The organism is Synechococcus sp. LTW-R (assembly GCF_014217875.1).
Taxonomy (GTDB): Bacteria; Cyanobacteriota; Cyanobacteriia; order PCC-6307; family Cyanobiaceae; genus Vulcanococcus.
This window is the reverse complement of the sequence record NZ_CP059060.1, coordinates 258,477-271,221: the sequence shown is the minus strand read 5'-3', so window position 1 is coordinate 271,221 and position 12,745 is coordinate 258,477. Positions and strand designations below refer to the sequence as shown.

27 protein-coding genes are annotated in these 12,745 nt (G+C 59.9%); 16 read left to right on the top strand and 11 right to left on the bottom strand.

From position 1 onward, the window contains the following. Positions 1-870: 870 nt before the first annotated feature. Together H0O22_RS01645 and H0O22_RS01640 are read left to right on the top strand one after the other, a co-directional pair. Positions 871-2,130, top strand: coding sequence for a cytochrome P450 (locus tag H0O22_RS01645; RefSeq protein ID WP_185187344.1), 1,260 nt, complete (start codon positions 871-873; stop codon positions 2,128-2,130). Positions 2,131-2,133: 3 nt separating this feature from the next. Continuing rightward, the gene (locus H0O22_RS01640; RefSeq protein ID WP_185187343.1) at positions 2,134-2,373 is read left to right on the top strand and encodes a TIGR03643 family protein; all 240 of its coding nucleotides are present in this window, start codon (positions 2,134-2,136) and stop codon (positions 2,371-2,373) included. Positions 2,374-2,699: 326 nt separating this feature from the next. On the opposite strand, the gene H0O22_RS01635 is transcribed toward H0O22_RS01640, so the two are convergent. Then, a complete protein-coding gene (locus H0O22_RS01635) occupies positions 2,700-2,891 on the bottom strand; it encodes a hypothetical protein (RefSeq protein WP_185187342.1) in 192 nt (63 codons plus the stop codon). A gap of 91 nt (positions 2,892-2,982) precedes the next feature. Here H0O22_RS01635 and H0O22_RS01630 point away from each other — a divergent pair, with 91 nt between their 5' ends. From H0O22_RS01630 to H0O22_RS01620, 3 genes are all read left to right on the top strand, one after another. Continuing rightward, complete coding sequence (locus H0O22_RS01630) at positions 2,983-3,408, top strand: hypothetical protein (RefSeq protein ID WP_185187341.1); 426 nt, start codon at positions 2,983-2,985, stop codon at positions 3,406-3,408. A 275-nt stretch (positions 3,409-3,683) separates the two neighbouring features. Next, positions 3,684-3,926 (top strand): hypothetical protein, encoded by a 243-nt coding sequence (locus H0O22_RS01625; RefSeq protein ID WP_185187340.1) that lies wholly within the window; start codon positions 3,684-3,686, stop codon positions 3,924-3,926. A 205-nt stretch (positions 3,927-4,131) separates the two neighbouring features. Further along, the gene (locus tag H0O22_RS01620) at positions 4,132-4,332 is read left to right on the top strand and encodes a DUF4278 domain-containing protein (protein ID WP_255439397.1); all 201 of its coding nucleotides are present in this window, start codon (positions 4,132-4,134) and stop codon (positions 4,330-4,332) included. 213 nt (positions 4,333-4,545) lie between these two features. On the opposite strand, the gene H0O22_RS01615 is transcribed toward H0O22_RS01620, so the two are convergent. The 3 genes from H0O22_RS01615 to H0O22_RS01605 all read right to left on the bottom strand — a co-directional run bounded on the left by H0O22_RS01615 (position 4,546) and on the right by H0O22_RS01605 (position 6,610). After that, positions 4,546-4,824: a hypothetical protein gene (locus tag H0O22_RS01615; protein ID WP_185187339.1), complete on the bottom strand. Its 279-nt coding sequence runs from the start codon at positions 4,822-4,824 to the stop codon at positions 4,546-4,548. A gap of 105 nt (positions 4,825-4,929) precedes the next feature. After that, on the bottom strand, positions 4,930-5,607 hold the full coding sequence (locus H0O22_RS01610; RefSeq protein ID WP_185187338.1) for an alpha/beta hydrolase: 678 nt from the start codon (positions 5,605-5,607) through the stop codon (positions 4,930-4,932). A gap of 784 nt (positions 5,608-6,391) precedes the next feature. Further along, positions 6,392-6,610, bottom strand: coding sequence for a hypothetical protein (locus tag H0O22_RS01605; protein WP_185187337.1), 219 nt, complete (start codon positions 6,608-6,610; stop codon positions 6,392-6,394). Positions 6,611-6,932: 322 nt separating this feature from the next. Here H0O22_RS01605 and H0O22_RS01600 point away from each other — a divergent pair, with 322 nt between their 5' ends. The 5 genes from H0O22_RS01600 to H0O22_RS01585 all read left to right on the top strand — a co-directional run bounded on the left by H0O22_RS01600 (position 6,933) and on the right by H0O22_RS01585 (position 8,072). Next, the gene (locus H0O22_RS01600; RefSeq protein WP_185187336.1) at positions 6,933-7,082 is read left to right on the top strand and encodes a hypothetical protein; all 150 of its coding nucleotides are present in this window, start codon (positions 6,933-6,935) and stop codon (positions 7,080-7,082) included. Between the two features lie 60 nt (positions 7,083-7,142). Next, positions 7,143-7,319, top strand: a complete 177-nt coding sequence (locus H0O22_RS01595; RefSeq protein WP_185187335.1) for a hypothetical protein — start codon at positions 7,143-7,145, stop codon at positions 7,317-7,319. A gap of 4 nt (positions 7,320-7,323) precedes the next feature. Further along, a complete protein-coding gene (locus tag H0O22_RS01590) occupies positions 7,324-7,497 on the top strand; it encodes a hypothetical protein (protein WP_185188467.1) in 174 nt (57 codons plus the stop codon). A gap of 167 nt (positions 7,498-7,664) precedes the next feature. Continuing rightward, a complete protein-coding gene (locus tag H0O22_RS13245) occupies positions 7,665-7,793 on the top strand; it encodes a hypothetical protein (RefSeq protein WP_255439396.1) in 129 nt (42 codons plus the stop codon). A gap of 99 nt (positions 7,794-7,892) precedes the next feature. Further along, positions 7,893-8,072, top strand: a complete 180-nt coding sequence (locus H0O22_RS01585) for a hypothetical protein (RefSeq protein ID WP_185187334.1) — start codon at positions 7,893-7,895, stop codon at positions 8,070-8,072. A gap of 122 nt (positions 8,073-8,194) precedes the next feature. Here the strand turns inward: H0O22_RS01585 and H0O22_RS01580 are convergent, their stop codons facing one another. From H0O22_RS01580 to H0O22_RS01560, 5 genes are all read right to left on the bottom strand, one after another. Next, positions 8,195-8,458: a DUF3764 family protein gene (locus H0O22_RS01580; protein ID WP_185187333.1), complete on the bottom strand. Its 264-nt coding sequence runs from the start codon at positions 8,456-8,458 to the stop codon at positions 8,195-8,197. Positions 8,459-8,540: 82 nt separating this feature from the next. Next, positions 8,541-8,735 (bottom strand): hypothetical protein, encoded by a 195-nt coding sequence (locus H0O22_RS01575; RefSeq protein WP_185187332.1) that lies wholly within the window; start codon positions 8,733-8,735, stop codon positions 8,541-8,543. Between the two features lie 429 nt (positions 8,736-9,164). Further along, positions 9,165-9,389, bottom strand: a complete 225-nt coding sequence (locus H0O22_RS01570; protein WP_185187331.1) for a hypothetical protein — start codon at positions 9,387-9,389, stop codon at positions 9,165-9,167. A 39-nt stretch (positions 9,390-9,428) separates the two neighbouring features. After that, positions 9,429-9,824, bottom strand: coding sequence for a hypothetical protein (locus tag H0O22_RS01565; protein ID WP_185187330.1), 396 nt, complete (start codon positions 9,822-9,824; stop codon positions 9,429-9,431). Between the two features lie 170 nt (positions 9,825-9,994). Continuing rightward, complete coding sequence (locus H0O22_RS01560) at positions 9,995-10,255, bottom strand: hypothetical protein (protein WP_185187329.1); 261 nt, start codon at positions 10,253-10,255, stop codon at positions 9,995-9,997. Positions 10,256-10,289: 34 nt separating this feature from the next. Here H0O22_RS01560 and H0O22_RS01555 point away from each other — a divergent pair, with 34 nt between their 5' ends. Then, positions 10,290-10,631, top strand: a complete 342-nt coding sequence (locus H0O22_RS01555) for a hypothetical protein (RefSeq protein ID WP_185187328.1) — start codon at positions 10,290-10,292, stop codon at positions 10,629-10,631. A gap of 39 nt (positions 10,632-10,670) precedes the next feature. On the opposite strand, the gene H0O22_RS01550 is transcribed toward H0O22_RS01555, so the two are convergent. Continuing rightward, the gene (locus tag H0O22_RS01550; RefSeq protein ID WP_185188466.1) at positions 10,671-10,907 is read right to left on the bottom strand and encodes a hypothetical protein; all 237 of its coding nucleotides are present in this window, start codon (positions 10,905-10,907) and stop codon (positions 10,671-10,673) included. Between H0O22_RS01550 and H0O22_RS01545 the strand changes: the two genes are divergently transcribed. From H0O22_RS01545 to H0O22_RS01535, 3 genes are all read left to right on the top strand, one after another. Further along, positions 10,906-11,118, top strand: coding sequence for a galactose oxidase (locus tag H0O22_RS01545; RefSeq protein ID WP_255439394.1), 213 nt, complete (start codon positions 10,906-10,908; stop codon positions 11,116-11,118). The two genes, H0O22_RS01550 and H0O22_RS01545, sit on opposite strands and share 2 nt — an antisense overlap. An 81-nt stretch (positions 11,119-11,199) precedes the next feature. Then, the gene (locus H0O22_RS01540; protein WP_185187326.1) at positions 11,200-11,421 is read left to right on the top strand and encodes a hypothetical protein; all 222 of its coding nucleotides are present in this window, start codon (positions 11,200-11,202) and stop codon (positions 11,419-11,421) included. 144 nt (positions 11,422-11,565) lie between these two features. Further along, positions 11,566-11,835 carry a hypothetical protein gene (locus H0O22_RS01535; RefSeq protein WP_185187325.1) on the top strand — a complete coding sequence of 90 codons (270 nt, stop codon included), beginning with the start codon at positions 11,566-11,568 and terminating at the stop codon, positions 11,833-11,835. On the opposite strand, the gene H0O22_RS01530 is transcribed toward H0O22_RS01535, so the two are convergent. After that, a complete protein-coding gene (locus H0O22_RS01530) occupies positions 11,819-12,004 on the bottom strand; it encodes a hypothetical protein (RefSeq protein WP_255439392.1) in 186 nt (61 codons plus the stop codon). The two genes, H0O22_RS01535 and H0O22_RS01530, sit on opposite strands and share 17 nt — an antisense overlap. A gap of 86 nt (positions 12,005-12,090) precedes the next feature. Between H0O22_RS01530 and H0O22_RS01525 the strand changes: the two genes are divergently transcribed. Together H0O22_RS01525 and H0O22_RS01520 are read left to right on the top strand one after the other, a co-directional pair. Then, entirely contained in the window at positions 12,091-12,333 is a 243-nt protein-coding gene (locus tag H0O22_RS01525) for a hypothetical protein (RefSeq protein WP_185187324.1), read from the top strand. Positions 12,334-12,391: 58 nt separating this feature from the next. Then, positions 12,392-12,568, top strand: a complete 177-nt coding sequence (locus H0O22_RS01520) for a hypothetical protein (RefSeq protein ID WP_185187323.1) — start codon at positions 12,392-12,394, stop codon at positions 12,566-12,568. The last annotated feature ends 177 nt before the right edge of the window (positions 12,569-12,745 follow it).

Sequence of the window (12,745 nt, the reverse complement as noted above, 5' to 3'; positions counted from 1 at the left end):
CGTATAGCGATCCCGAAGCCAGCCTTTAAAAGACTTGATACACCTGGATCAATAGGGGACTCTGAAACTGTCCATCGAGAGCTGCGACAATGATCATCGTTCAGCGCTTTGATGCGGCCAATCAGATATGGATTGACGAGGTCGTGCGACACGCCTGGTGGAGCGCGTACACCACAACAAAAGCCAGGTGCTGGGTTTCCGGACGAAGCTACAGAATCGTCTCTGGACACAGCAGAGATGTATTACATGAATTCCCTATAGAAGACTATGGAAACTGCTGTCGGCTTCAAAGCCACAAGCCGACCAACCTCCACAGAAAGAGCAAGTAGCGAGGCAAGCGTCTTCGCTCTTATATACGCGACCTCAACAGCAGATGAAATCACCCATAACCGTAAGCACAACCAGGAACAGTCCCTATCAACGCATCGACGCCAGGTGACCAAGCGGGATCCGCAAGCAACCCCAATTCACAATTAGCAAAGCAATGATTCTGAGAATCACTCTTAGACGTAAGATCAACGGGCGCTCTTGACGAAGAGATCGCTCAGCGCCCCTGCAGTCGCTCTCAGGGGCTTTTCTGCGCTCTAAACGTGTCGATTACGACACTCCTCTCGCACTGTTATGTGCTTTGCGCCATAAAGGCAAGGAGCCGATATCTCTTTGTCAAGGCACCGGCTCACCGGGGCGAATCGCAAGTTCGCCCCACCCAATCCACAACAGGCCCTGATGGGCGAACGGCATGAAGCCCCGCCGACAAGGCGTGTGCAGCATTTCGACCGAAGAGAGAACCAAAACACCTGCTGATCGTCTGGCGCCAGCTCAGAGCCCAGCTGAACTCGATAAGTTGACCGCTTCCGCGCGCCTGGGTCCATGCCTGCCAAGCCTCTGCCCAATACGGGTGCGGTGAGCGGCCTAAAGGAAACCCTGGATTTCTTCAGCGATCCGAGCTTCGCCCAACGGCGCTTTGAGACCTATGGCGATGTCTTCGCCACCAAGCTGCTGGCCCAGCCGATCGTGTTTATCCGCGGTGAGCGCGCGATAAGCGATCTCTTCAGCCAGAGCGAGGCGCTGGAGGGCTGGTGGCCGGAGAGCGTGAAACAGCTGCTGGGCAGCCGATCACTCGCCAACCGCAACGGCGCCGGCCACAAAGCGCGTCGGCGCGTCGTCGGTCAACTGTTCTCCAGCGCAGCCCTCGCGCGCTACAGCCCATCGATCACAGCGCTGGTGGATGAGCTCGCCGAGGAACTCAAGGCATCCGACGGCCCCATCCCCTTGGCCGGGCAGATGCGCCGCTTCGCCTTCACGGTGATCGCCACCACGGTGCTGGGGCTGGATCGAGGCAGCCGCGACGCGCTCTTTGCTGACTTTGAGATCTGGACGAAGGCCCTCTTCTCCATTCCCTTGGCGATCCCCGGCACACCCTTTGCCAAAGCGATGGCTGCTCGCGCGCGACTCTTGAACCGCATCAAGGCGGTCTTGAAAGCCGGCAGCAACCAAGGCGGCCTGGATCTGATCAGTGGCGGGCTCGATGAAGCCGGCATTCCCTTGGATGACGACGATCTGGCCGAGCAGCTGCTGCTGTTGCTCTTCGCTGGCTACGAAACCACGGCCTCCTCGCTGAGCTGTCTCTTCCGCGCGCTGCTCCTGCATCCCGAGGTGCTGCATTGGCTGCAGAGCGATCTGATCTGCGGCCCATGGCCAGCGACCACAGCACCGCAATCGCAAAAGCTCGACGCCACCGTGCTGGAGGTGATGCGCCAAACACCACCGGTGGGGGGCTTCTTCCGCCGCAGCCTGCACCCCATTGAGCTAGCCGGAGTCGCCGTTCCCGAAAAAAGCGTGATCCAGGTGGCCCTCACGCCATCAGGGACCAAGAGCGGAACCGATCTCTCGGAGTTCAGACCGCAGCGCCATCTCGATGGCTCCTTTGATCAAACCCTCCTCCCCTTTGGTGGCGGGGAGAGGGTCTGCCTGGGCAAAGCCCTCGCCGAACTGGAAATCAGACTGATGGCCGTTGGCCTGCTGCGGCAAGTCCAGCTGCAGCTGGTGCCTGGTCAAGATCTGTCGCTCCAGCTGGTGCCCAGCCCCACTCCACGCAGTGGCCTTCTGGTCACCGCAACTGGGCGCTAAGCGATGCGGACTTTTGAACCGGAGGAACTCGACCGCATCATCGAGATGGCATGGGAGGACCGCACCACTTTTGAGGCCATCCATCACCAATTTGGACTCTCTGAACAGGAGGTGATCGAACTGATGCGTCAGTCGATGAAAGCCTCGTCGTTCAGGATGTGGCGCAAGCGCGTCAGTGGACGCAAAACCAAACACCAAGCCACCAGCAGCTCCACCCGCTTTCGGGCCAAGTGCCACAAGTGAGCCAATCAGTGGTTGACGCCACTGGACACTGAACTGATCAGCTGTTGAGCAGTGCCTGGTCGCTCGTTACTCACCAAGCTTCTGAAGGCCATGGGCTGGCTCAATGAGCAACAGCCCGCGTTGACGGATCCGTCTGGCCGACTGGCAGAGAGAACAAAGCGAGCCATCCAGGCCGGCAATCAAGGACCCATCCAAAAGGGACCGCGCGGTGGCCTCTATCGGATCAATGCCAACGGCCGGAAGGTTTACCTCAAACAAGAAGCCACGGGCCGTCCACGCCCAGCGCGTCGCCGTCGTCAAACACACAGCGATCTCGCGGCTTAGTCCTACGGGATCCAGGACTGCTGCTCCCAGAACTCGCGCCGAAGCTTCGCGCAAAAGTCACAGCGGCAGATGGGGTCGTTTTCCTTGCTGCCGGCACCTCGATGTCCTTCTTGTGCCCAGCTCGAATGGGGCGTATTGGGCATCCAGCTCGCCAGCTCTTCGTCCGTGGGTCGTGTGTTGATGCCAAGGGTCATCGCTCAATGATGAACCCAGGGGACATGGCACGCCCTGAAGTGGTGAGCAACTCCACTTGCGATAAACCCGTGACCACCCCAGAGTTCCCCCATGACATCTTGTAGGAGTCATGAGATGCGAACTGCACGTCGTGCATTTGGTGCATTAGCTGCGTTCACGGTCGGTGTGAGCGCCATCAGCCCTGTCTTTGCCCAAAGCGTCCAGCAGACCTTCGACAAGATCGAGCAGATGCAGAAGCAAGGTCCATCCCTTCAACGAGCCATGAACCTGGCTCGAACGAAGGCCATCAGCTTGAACGGCGGTCTGAACAAGTACACCCCTGAAGCCTGCATGTTTTCGACCACGCTGGTCCGGCAACGCTGCTTACTCCAAGCGGATGCGCTGGGCTTTGTCTTCAAGTTCAGCGGCGGCGCCCCCGGCTGGCAGGTTGAAGGATCACCAGCAACCCTCCTGACAGAAGTGGCGGTCAGTGCCGATGGGAAAACGCTGCTAAACATCCAGAACGTGGCGCCATAAACAACCGAACCTGGGAGACCAATGGCCTCGCCTCGGACCCGGTGTCATCCCGTTTGCCGGCCTATCCCAGTAGAGCGCCGATACCGACGGCCAACATGGACAGGAGCCCCCGCCTCGTCCATGGCCCTGCTTCTGGTTGCCTCACTGTTCCTTGGCCTGCTCTGGGTCACGCAGACCCTGGTTCGACGGGGCATGGATGACCGTTCCGGGGGAGACCAGGACTAGGGATCAGCAGAGAGTGAGAAGATGCCATCTCCTGTTCCCGTAGATCGGCCATGAAGTGGGAGTACACGCAACTGCGCTTTATCCCACGCGGCAAAAGCTGGACCGGAGAAATCGAGGAACTGTGGCTGGATCAACGGCAAATCATCTTCAGGTCGCGGCCCCGGCCTGACATCACGCTTGCTGGCGTCATGAACGAACTGGGAGACGACGGCTGGGAGCTGGTGACCTACTCGCAACCTTTCACCGGCTACCACGGGGGCTGCTACACGTTCAAACGAGAGAAAACGCGCTAATCAGGATTCATTGGAGAAGCCCACACCCGGGTAGGTACGACCAAGCCGCACGACATCTCCAGATAAAGAGAATCTAAAGGTTTCCTCGAATACAACCCTGAGTAACAGCGCGAACTCTCCATTGGCCTGTTCGATCGATATACATGGGCTGGCACTAGCCGCAAACGTTCGCCTTGATCACCTCAAGGTGCAGTTCACCTGAGTCATGGAACGGGGACTCGGGCTAACTCGTGAACTCATCATGCAACTCACCTACATGGGTAATTCCTATACCCAGAAAAACTCTGTCCAAGACAAAGCGCCTGTTGAGCTGACCTATCGCCGCAACGTCTACAACGCACGTCTGGCAGACGCGACCGCAAGCACCATTCACCTGACCTACCGAGGCAACACCTACGAGAGGTAAGACGCGTCTCTCGCGCACACGCCCCCTGAGCAATCAGGGGGTTTCTCATGTCTGATTCGATCAAAGACTCCTTTGGCTTGGAGTGAAGGCCACAAAAAACCCCTGGCGCTCAGTCCAGGGGTTTGCTCTCCCTACCCATCGGAGTATCCCGATGAACATATGGTGCTGGGGCCCGTCGACGTTGCAATCGGTACGTCTACCTAATGCCTCTGGCTAGGGGGATGGAGGAAGAAGCCTGTGCTCAAAGCCTCCGAGACCGAGCGGCTTGTCGTCGGTGCAATCGATGTTCAGCCTGCCCTCCGCCAGGACTGGAGCAATCGGATTGACGTAGCAGTATTGATAGGCCCCTTGCTTGGTGACCACTAAAACCACCGCACCTTTATGGGTCATTACGCGCCCATCACCAAGGTCCTGATTGGCCGATTGATTCGCCAAAGCCTGCGCTGGAGCGAACGCCATCGCAGAAACCAGCAATCCGAAAAGTCGTTTCATGAACTCGTTGTAGCGGCACTGGCAGTGGGCTTGCCGCCGGAAGCCGCTTCTTGCCAAAAAAGCGCCCCCGCGAGGGCGCTTGATTGACTCAAAGCTGAGCTGGATTCACCAGAGGCCGCGAACGGGCTGCTGGACCGGCTCGGGAGCTTCGGCGGTGTAGGCCGCGATGCAAGCCGGAGTGTTCATGTACCAGCTGAGCAGCGAGGTGGCCTGCTGGCTGTTCTCGATGCTGTTCACATCACAGACCTTCATCGAGCCCTGGAGGCGCTGGTCGGTGGGAAGCATCTTCATCATTCCGTAGCTCGAGAGCTTGCCGTCGAGGGAGTCAAGAATGATGGCGCTGCGCACGGCCTGCAGGCTGTTCTGCTGGCTGTAGTAGGGGGTGTAGTTGCTCTCCTGAATGCTCTCTTTCAGGAACTGCTCACCCTTGGGGGAATACAGGAAGCGAGCCACGGCGGCCACATCCACGCTGTACTCCTGCTGGAGACCAGCCTGGAGCTGCTCCGTCGACCAGCCCGACAGGTCAGAGAGATTCTGGGGAACAGGATTGTCGATGACTTCTGCACCACCCAAAGGCAGCAGGGTGTTGGAGCGAACAAAGCCGTAGCCGACCGCGCGAGCGGTCAAACGCGGACCGCCATGGGGAGGAACAAACACTGCCGGTCCATAGGCCACACCGGACTCATCGGAGTTCAGCGGAATCGGCGTGTTCGGATTGGCCTGGGCAGGCAGCCCCAGGAACAAACAACTGGCACCCGCCAGCGGAAGAAGGAATTTCATCATTGGAGAACGAGAGAACAGGCTCTGCAAACAAACCCTTCCCGATATGGAGACGCCGGCTGGGCGCCATCAAAGAGACACTTTTTATCTTCAGCTTTGCAGCCAATCTGTGATCAGTAACTGACAGATTGTCTACAAAGTATTCACCAAATGTATCCAAAACTACCGATCTCAATCGGTCTCTATCTTTCGAAGAATGAAAAGCCTGATCCTCGCTGTTCAGCCTGGGAAAACGGCTGGAATTAACGAATGTCGATGGGGGGCGTCTGCTTCCGCGTCATCCGTTCGACCTCGGCCGCTCGGCGTGCCGATCCGGCCTCACCCAGCACGACCGGATAGCGGTTCGTCTTGAGATTGCTTTTAAAGCGATTCCAGAACGCAAGGAACTTGTTCTTACACGGGACAGCCATACCGCCTCGATTGGAGCGACGACACAAGGAAGGACCAACAGCCCACTTTCAGATGCCTCCGCCGCCAAGGCAATAGGCATGAAGTCCGATTGCCTGCTCCATCGATCCGAACGATGGTGGATGCATCGATGATGGAGGCGTCTTGGACGACACGCCACCTCAGAAGACCAACGGAGCGCGCTGACGGCAGACCCCTGCTCTACGGCGTTTTTCTCATCCACCCGCGGGCAGAACGAATCGCCCGTCACTTGGAAGCCCGGCCCCAGGTGTCGCGCTCAGCAGCTCCAAGCCCATTCGACTCTTGTCCTTCGCCGTTGCTCCATGCGCGAGCGAGCGAGGTAGGCCGTCTCTTCCATCCGGGAGGAGCGGCCTTCCCATTAGGCCACGCTCGGCTGATCCAACTCCCAACAACGCGCACCCTGCTGAGTAAAGACGCAAAGGGTGCTCAGCTCGGGCGAGGTAACCCGATAGGTCTGCCCATCCGCCTGGCTCTTCAGCATCGCCTGCATCTCGGCGAGCTCGCGCTGCTCATGGGCCTCGGCGCGACTCCAGCCCTGGTGTGTGAGGAGCTCGATGGTGTACATAGACCCCTGCATTTAGTGGATGCTCAAGATTGGCCGCGCTCCGTCCTTTCGGGCCAATCGACAAAAAAGCTTCGGGATGACAAATGCAACCTGAAGCGATGGCATTCCAAGAAAAAGTCTCCCACCACAGAAACGCTGCAAGGGAGACATGACCTTCAGCCCCCGACTCTCGGCGGTGCAGTCAGCCTCCTCGTGCACGCGGAGCTTGCGATAGCCCTAAATGGGGGCAATGCAGGTATCGCCCTGAGCAGAAATACCCAAAGCACCCGAACGGTTCGAGCTGAACGGGCGACCCGGGTTGATTCAGAGAACCTTTGGCAACCACAGAAGAGCCATGGGGTTCATCGCCGTTTTCGCCGCCTGCTACGCCGCTGGTGCCGCCGCACTGCAGTTGCAGAACGCCGGCAAACCGCGCGACAAAGCGATGCCCGCCCCCTGGGAGACGACCTCGCGCTTTTCGGCCCTGAAGCAGAACAGCTATTGAGGCCGCTCGCACCTCCGAGCCGCACCCGACAGAATGTAAAGACTTCGTTACAGGTCTCTCATGTCTCTCGGCGCAGTCTTCTTGAGCTCGATGGCCACAGGGGTGCTTACCGAGGCCGAGGTGTCTTGGATTGCCGCCCACCAGGGCTCCTTTAATCGCCACGAGGCCGCCGTCGCCCTGCGGCTGGGGCGCCTCCTTGATCAAGGGAGCATCAATCTCGGCTGCCGCCTCGGTTGAGTCCATGGGCGACCTTCACCCCCCCGTGTGGACCGAGGCAGAGACCCTTCAGTACTGGTGGTCCATGCGCCGGGCCATGGAATCAGCGGGTGATCGCACCAGTGCGATCTACAAACGCTCCGTGGCCATCACCGAAGGGCAACCGGACCCTTTAGCAGCCAACGGCACCCTCCGTTGACACCAAAGGAGTCCCTAGGCCATAACCACTGAGGAGACGGGCGAGTGCATTCCCCCGTTGTCCGATACGGGGGTCCGATTCCGGCCCCCCAACCAACACTCCCCACCGGTTCCCGGTGAGGGAGCTGTTGGCCGCGAGGCACACTGACCCCAACCGCGGCCAATGGAATGAAGCTGGATCAGCAACAACCGTGGGGCGTCTGGGCCTTTGTGATCGGCCTGAATGTGCTCGGCTTCACGGGCTACTTCATCCTCAAGGCGATGGGAATCACGCTTTATTCCATCCACGCCAGCTGAATTCAGCGCAGGTAAGCAACGGCGCCTGTGAAGCGTCGAAATACTGCTGACCGCACGGAAAAGATCGTCCCTAGGACCGATCCTTCATGCCGTAAACGAATGGCCGAGCCCAAGCAGATCTGCCGCACCTCCCGCGGCTCCACGATTGATGCGGTCGGGAACGGTCGCTATCGCGTCTGCGACCGCAACCTGAAATGCGCTGAAGTCGAAGGGCTTTGGCAGGCCTATGAAGCCGTGAAGGACCAGGAATGCCGCAACCCTGTTGCCTGGCACCACTAGACCGCCAGGATTCGGCAAACGCTGCAGTCCCCAGGAAGACCATCACCTGGCGGATCAAGCCATGGCAGCCGAAAGACTGGGCGAAATGCATCGAAGGCGTCCACGGCCTCTAGTCGCCCTCCTCAGAGGAAGACCTGACTCACCGTGCTCTCCAGGATGTGACCAGAGGAAGCAATCATCGCGGCATTGCCTGAAATGAACTGCTCCATCACCCCAGCTTCAGCCTGCATCACGGCACAGACCTTGGTTGGGTCGTCCTTGCTCACCCCACGAAAAAGGCTCTGGATCCCTGCGGCCTCTTGAAGCGAAGCAGAGGAGTCATAGATGGTGACCCACTCCTCAAACGGCTTGTTGATCGAGAAGGTGAGTACGTGGGTTTCGAGCATGACAAGCAGCCTTTGCCCGAATTAATCACGAGGGTCAGCCGGAGTCCGTGCTGAGGACAACAACACGTCACACGCACAACGACTAACGCCGCTGCTGTCCAGAAGCCGGCAGGCGCCTCTGCTTAAACCGCTCGTAGTAGAGGTACATCGCCAGCCAGACCCAGCCCAAGCCGCAGGTGGTCAGCCCAACCAGGGCGATCTTGATCAGGCGCAGGCTCCAAAGAACCAGCCAACGCAGCCAGAGCGGGAGTGGTCGCTGACGCGGGCGTTTGGGCATGCAACCGACCATTCTTGGATGATTTGGTCTCCGGGGCAATGGGCATTAAGCCCGATTGCCTTCCCCCTCGGTCCGCCCGACGCTATGGCCATCGAGATCGGAGACGCCTCTGATGGCCGACACTCCACCCAACCAGATGTCAGGAGCGAGCTGACTGAAGGCGCCTGCTCCAACAGTCTTCTCAAACCGTGAGCGGGCCGTCAGATCAAACAAACGTGAGCGTTTGAGCTGTCGGCACTCCATCTGCACCGCCACAGGTGCCCCAAGGAGTCACCCCTGCTCCACACCTGGACACCTGGCCCCAGGTGACCTCCCTCAGCAGCTCCGCCCCCTCTTTCGTTCCCTTACGAAACGGGTGCTCCCCATGCATGAACGAGCGCGTTAGGCCGTCTCTTCCATCCGGAAGGGGCGGCCTCCGTCTTGGAGCGATCAGGCGATCCAGTCGTCCTGATCCATGATCCGCTTGATCAGCAACCCCAAGCGCTTGAACTCGCCGAAGTTGAGGTCTTGAACCGCCTGATCCAAGCCGCTATCGACCCATTCCTCACCACGCTTCTCGTAGATCGTGAAGTCCTGGTCTAGGGATTCACGCTTGATGCAATAGGTCACCCCATCGTCATTCAGGAAATCGGCGGAGTGCAATTGCAGACCCATGAATCCTGGTCAAGCTCTCGCGACCTTAGGGGCTGCGGGTCAAGGATCCGACTGGCTGGCTTGATCGATCGCGAACAGCCTCTGCTCGATCTGACGGGCGATTCCTTTGTAGAGACCAACCCGCTCCTTGGACTTGATCGCGATCTCCAGGTAGATCAGCAGACCGATGGTCAACATCCAGGGTGAGGCACCCGGACTGAAGCTGAAGACCACCAGGAGCACCGCGATAAAGGCCCGCAGAAAACGGGTGAAGGTGTTGCGTCTCTGGGCCAAATAGCGGGCCGAATCCTCCTGGGCCCGCAGGCGATCGGCCCCCTCCAGGGGATCGCCATCGGTATCCAACCAATCGATCGGCAAACCACCGCGCCGTTGGTAGACGATGCGGTAACTCAGACCCTGCGGCGTTTCCTGAACACGGGTTCCTGAATAGGGCACCAACGGCGCGATCGACGGCAATCACCAGATTGTGACCCAGTTGAAAAGCCCCCCTTGCCGCTCTTGCCGCGCTTGGGCCATGACTGCAGTGGAGACGGCTCGACGTCACGGACCGTCCTCATCAGGGGTGCGGTGCAACGTGCCCCATCAACAACCCTCCAGTGCGCGCTTCACCACTTGTCGCTGGAAGGTTTGTCGCTAGGGAGCCAAAGCCGGGCCGTCCACCCGGCGAAGAGGGCCAACGGGAGGCCATAGGCCAGCAGAAATGGAATGAGCCAGAAGATCCCGATCAGCCAGGTCGGGACGCCGAACGACAGCGTCCAGAGCGCGTTATTTACGACGCCAAACAGCAGGCGAGAGAGGAGCGCCAGTGCCACCGCAAAGAGCGCTGAGACGACAGCGGTCCGCAGGATCTTCTCGGAAGTGGTCATGCTGCCAGCATGAAAGCGATCAGCGTTTGGGGCCATGTCGGAAGAAGACTTTCTGCAGGCGCTGACCGGCGTTGATGTGCAACTGAGCAGCCACGCCAACTGGCAGGAGCTCAAAGGAATTGCCTCAGACCACCCCTGGTCCCTCGGCGAAACGCCCCTGACACCAGGCCAGCAATGCGTACTGGCCTTCTGGCGGATCTTGTCGCGGGATGACCAAGGCCAATCGACCGCGCCCATGCCCGGGGAAGGAACCGAAGAAGAGATTCGGCAAAGCCTCAGCGATTTCCAGGAGGACTTTGAAACCTCGGTCCTCATCAACACGGATTTGGACCTCGACTCCATCCGCGAGCTCTTCGCGGCGCTGGCCCCGTCCTAAGCCAAGGAACGGGACGACGGGCTCGAGCTGAGGAGCGATTCAGCCAGCCAGAGCTCCATCGCCGTCTTCAGCACCAACAGACTCGCGGCAAACGTCAACATCCGAAGCATGGGGACTCGGTCGACTGCGACCAGTGTCACGGCCACGACGATCAGCAACTGTTGCCGTCACTGCTGAGATCAGCGATCCCACACCGGCCAGGAGCTTGCGCCGGACCCCAATCAGGAGTAGTACAGGCATACCACGCACCAAGCGCATGGACGAATGGGAATTCATGGAGGCCAAGCTGCTGCGGGCCTCCCGATCGGGACGGGTCTGCATCACCTGCCAACACTTCACCTACGGAACCGACGCCCATTGCAGAACCCTGCTCGGCTGCAAGCTGCAGTCCAAGCAGCTCGACCAAGGGGAACACCTCACGAAAAAGTGCAGGCATTGGCTGACCCGGCGCGAACGCCAGGTGGGCTGGTGCCCAGAGGCGGCCTGACCACAGCTCATGACAAGAGATGCCGCCCCCAGGAATTGCTGAGAAGCTGTGGGCAGATCGTCTCGCGACCGCAACAGGACCGTGCCCTGGGAACCAACCGAGGACTTCCTCAAGAACGGCTATCAAGACGTCATCGCGCTGGTGGAGCGCTGGCAGCAGCAGCACGGCGCCGACCAGCACGCCTGCGGAATGATGCTGCGAACCGTGGGGCTCTCCTACTTGGAGCACTACGGCGAAGGCGGAGACCACAGCAGCACTCACCCCTTCCCCAACCACGCGGGCTCCAACCAGCCGCAGACCTGAACGGGGAGCGCCCCAAACGGGGACAATTCGGAAGAAAAACGGAAGAAATAGGTATTAATTCCCTGGCCCTGAGCTGCTGGAGCCGATTAGTCCGGAGGCAAGAGGTGAGTTTCCAATCCTTGTCTCCAGCGGCTCCAGATGTCGATGGCCCAAAACATCCAGGAGCAGGTCAAACGCTCAGCCCATGAGCGCTGGATCAGCACCGGCTTGGCCGGTCGCCTGATGCGGCTCTGCCCCGACTTCTTCCCCGACCTGCAATCGGCGGGCGCATGGGTCAGCGAACAAACAGGAACGGCCATCGGCGGCATGGGCGGGACCCGGCTGATGCTGTTGCTGCGGGATCACGAGCTCCGGCGCATGGTCGAGGACCAGCACGCCTGCGCCCTGACCTGCCCCATCAGGAGCGATCAATAGGCGATCGCTGCATCCAAATCCGCTCGAGCACCTGGCGAAACTCCTGCTCCGTCAAAGGCTTGGCCAGACGGCGCCGGCGGCTGATGGCCGTGAGCCACCAGATCTGCAACGCCACAAAGGCGAACGCCAAGACAGCGAGTTCCGCCCAACCGTTCTGGAGTGCTGGCACCAGGCCCTCAGCGCTCGCTCCATCCAAGCGTCCCCCGATCGCCTCCAGAACCCATTGCTAAGAGAGGAGCAGTAACGGATTCAGCCATGGGCTACGTGATCGGTTTCCTGATGGTCTGCCTGCCCTGCGGCTTCATCTCGGCGTCAATCGCCCGGGCCAAAGCCAGGCGGGGCGCCCGATGGTTTTGGGCCGGGCTGATCTTTGGCCCCCTCGGCCTCATCGGTGCAGCCGGGATGCCCGATCGCAAGAGCCAGGTCTGGTTGCGCTATTTGGCCGAAGCCCAGGGCTATCAGCCACGCCACCAGAAAGAGAGCGAAGTCCCGGAATAGCTGACGCCAGCCAGCCCCCATGGCTACGACGTGGAAATGTGACCGATCGGCCTCTGTTGTGCCCTGTTTTGATCTCACCGTTCACTTCCCCGACGGGGATTCAGAACTGCACCTGATTGCCTTCAGCGAGGGGCACGCCTTCACCCTGGCCCGGCGGCAGTTCGGCAATCGCCCGCTGACGATTCGCAAACGGCCGACACCACCGCGCGGCAGCGTGAACCGCGACGGCCATTAGGTATTTCCACTCATGACGAGGGCCAGCGGCTCGGCGTCATAACAGTGCTGGAAGCGATCGCCCTGCGCCCGCTCTCCAACACGGGGGCCTCTCTTTGCTGATCCTGGCCCCGACCCAACAACGGTTTGCGAAACGGCTGACAGCGAGGCCACCCTCGGCATCCTGAAGGGAGCTGAC

What these genes read in the sequence shown, in the direction of transcription:
- H0O22_RS01645 (WP_185187344.1), top strand. Translation starts at nt 871, where the DNA reads ATGCCTGCCAAGCCTCTGCCCAATACGGGTGCGGTGAGCGGCCTAAAG.
- H0O22_RS01640 (WP_185187343.1), top strand. Translation starts at nt 2,134, where the DNA reads ATGCGGACTTTTGAACCGGAGGAACTCGACCGCATCATCGAGATGGCA.
- H0O22_RS01635 (WP_185187342.1), bottom strand. Translation starts at nt 2,891, where the DNA reads ATGACCCTTGGCATCAACACACGACCCACGGACGAAGAGCTGGCGAGC.
- H0O22_RS01630 (WP_185187341.1), top strand. Translation starts at nt 2,983, where the DNA reads ATGACATCTTGTAGGAGTCATGAGATGCGAACTGCACGTCGTGCATTT.
- H0O22_RS01625 (WP_185187340.1), top strand. Translation starts at nt 3,684, where the DNA reads ATGAAGTGGGAGTACACGCAACTGCGCTTTATCCCACGCGGCAAAAGC.
- H0O22_RS01620 (WP_255439397.1), top strand. Translation starts at nt 4,132, where the DNA reads ATGGAACGGGGACTCGGGCTAACTCGTGAACTCATCATGCAACTCACC.
- H0O22_RS01615 (WP_185187339.1), bottom strand. Translation starts at nt 4,824, where the DNA reads ATGAAACGACTTTTCGGATTGCTGGTTTCTGCGATGGCGTTCGCTCCA.
- H0O22_RS01610 (WP_185187338.1), bottom strand. Translation starts at nt 5,607, where the DNA reads ATGATGAAATTCCTTCTTCCGCTGGCGGGTGCCAGTTGTTTGTTCCTG.
- H0O22_RS01605 (WP_185187337.1), bottom strand. Translation starts at nt 6,610, where the DNA reads ATGCAGGGGTCTATGTACACCATCGAGCTCCTCACACACCAGGGCTGG.
- H0O22_RS01600 (WP_185187336.1), top strand. Translation starts at nt 6,933, where the DNA reads ATGGGGTTCATCGCCGTTTTCGCCGCCTGCTACGCCGCTGGTGCCGCC.
- H0O22_RS01595 (WP_185187335.1), top strand. Translation starts at nt 7,143, where the DNA reads ATGTCTCTCGGCGCAGTCTTCTTGAGCTCGATGGCCACAGGGGTGCTT.
- H0O22_RS01590 (WP_185188467.1), top strand. Translation starts at nt 7,324, where the DNA reads ATGGGCGACCTTCACCCCCCCGTGTGGACCGAGGCAGAGACCCTTCAG.
- H0O22_RS13245 (WP_255439396.1), top strand. Translation starts at nt 7,665, where the DNA reads ATGAAGCTGGATCAGCAACAACCGTGGGGCGTCTGGGCCTTTGTGATC.
- H0O22_RS01585 (WP_185187334.1), top strand. Translation starts at nt 7,893, where the DNA reads ATGGCCGAGCCCAAGCAGATCTGCCGCACCTCCCGCGGCTCCACGATT.
- H0O22_RS01580 (WP_185187333.1), bottom strand. Translation starts at nt 8,458, where the DNA reads ATGCTCGAAACCCACGTACTCACCTTCTCGATCAACAAGCCGTTTGAG.
- H0O22_RS01575 (WP_185187332.1), bottom strand. Translation starts at nt 8,735, where the DNA reads ATGCCCAAACGCCCGCGTCAGCGACCACTCCCGCTCTGGCTGCGTTGG.
- H0O22_RS01570 (WP_185187331.1), bottom strand. Translation starts at nt 9,389, where the DNA reads ATGGGTCTGCAATTGCACTCCGCCGATTTCCTGAATGACGATGGGGTG.
- H0O22_RS01560 (WP_185187329.1), bottom strand. Translation starts at nt 10,255, where the DNA reads ATGACCACTTCCGAGAAGATCCTGCGGACCGCTGTCGTCTCAGCGCTC.
- H0O22_RS01555 (WP_185187328.1), top strand. Translation starts at nt 10,290, where the DNA reads ATGTCGGAAGAAGACTTTCTGCAGGCGCTGACCGGCGTTGATGTGCAA.
- H0O22_RS01545 (WP_255439394.1), top strand. Translation starts at nt 10,906, where the DNA reads ATGGAGGCCAAGCTGCTGCGGGCCTCCCGATCGGGACGGGTCTGCATC.
- H0O22_RS01550 (WP_185188466.1), bottom strand. Translation starts at nt 10,907, where the DNA reads ATGAATTCCCATTCGTCCATGCGCTTGGTGCGTGGTATGCCTGTACTA.
- H0O22_RS01535 (WP_185187325.1), top strand. Translation starts at nt 11,566, where the DNA reads ATGGCCCAAAACATCCAGGAGCAGGTCAAACGCTCAGCCCATGAGCGC.
- H0O22_RS01525 (WP_185187324.1), top strand. Translation starts at nt 12,091, where the DNA reads ATGGGCTACGTGATCGGTTTCCTGATGGTCTGCCTGCCCTGCGGCTTC.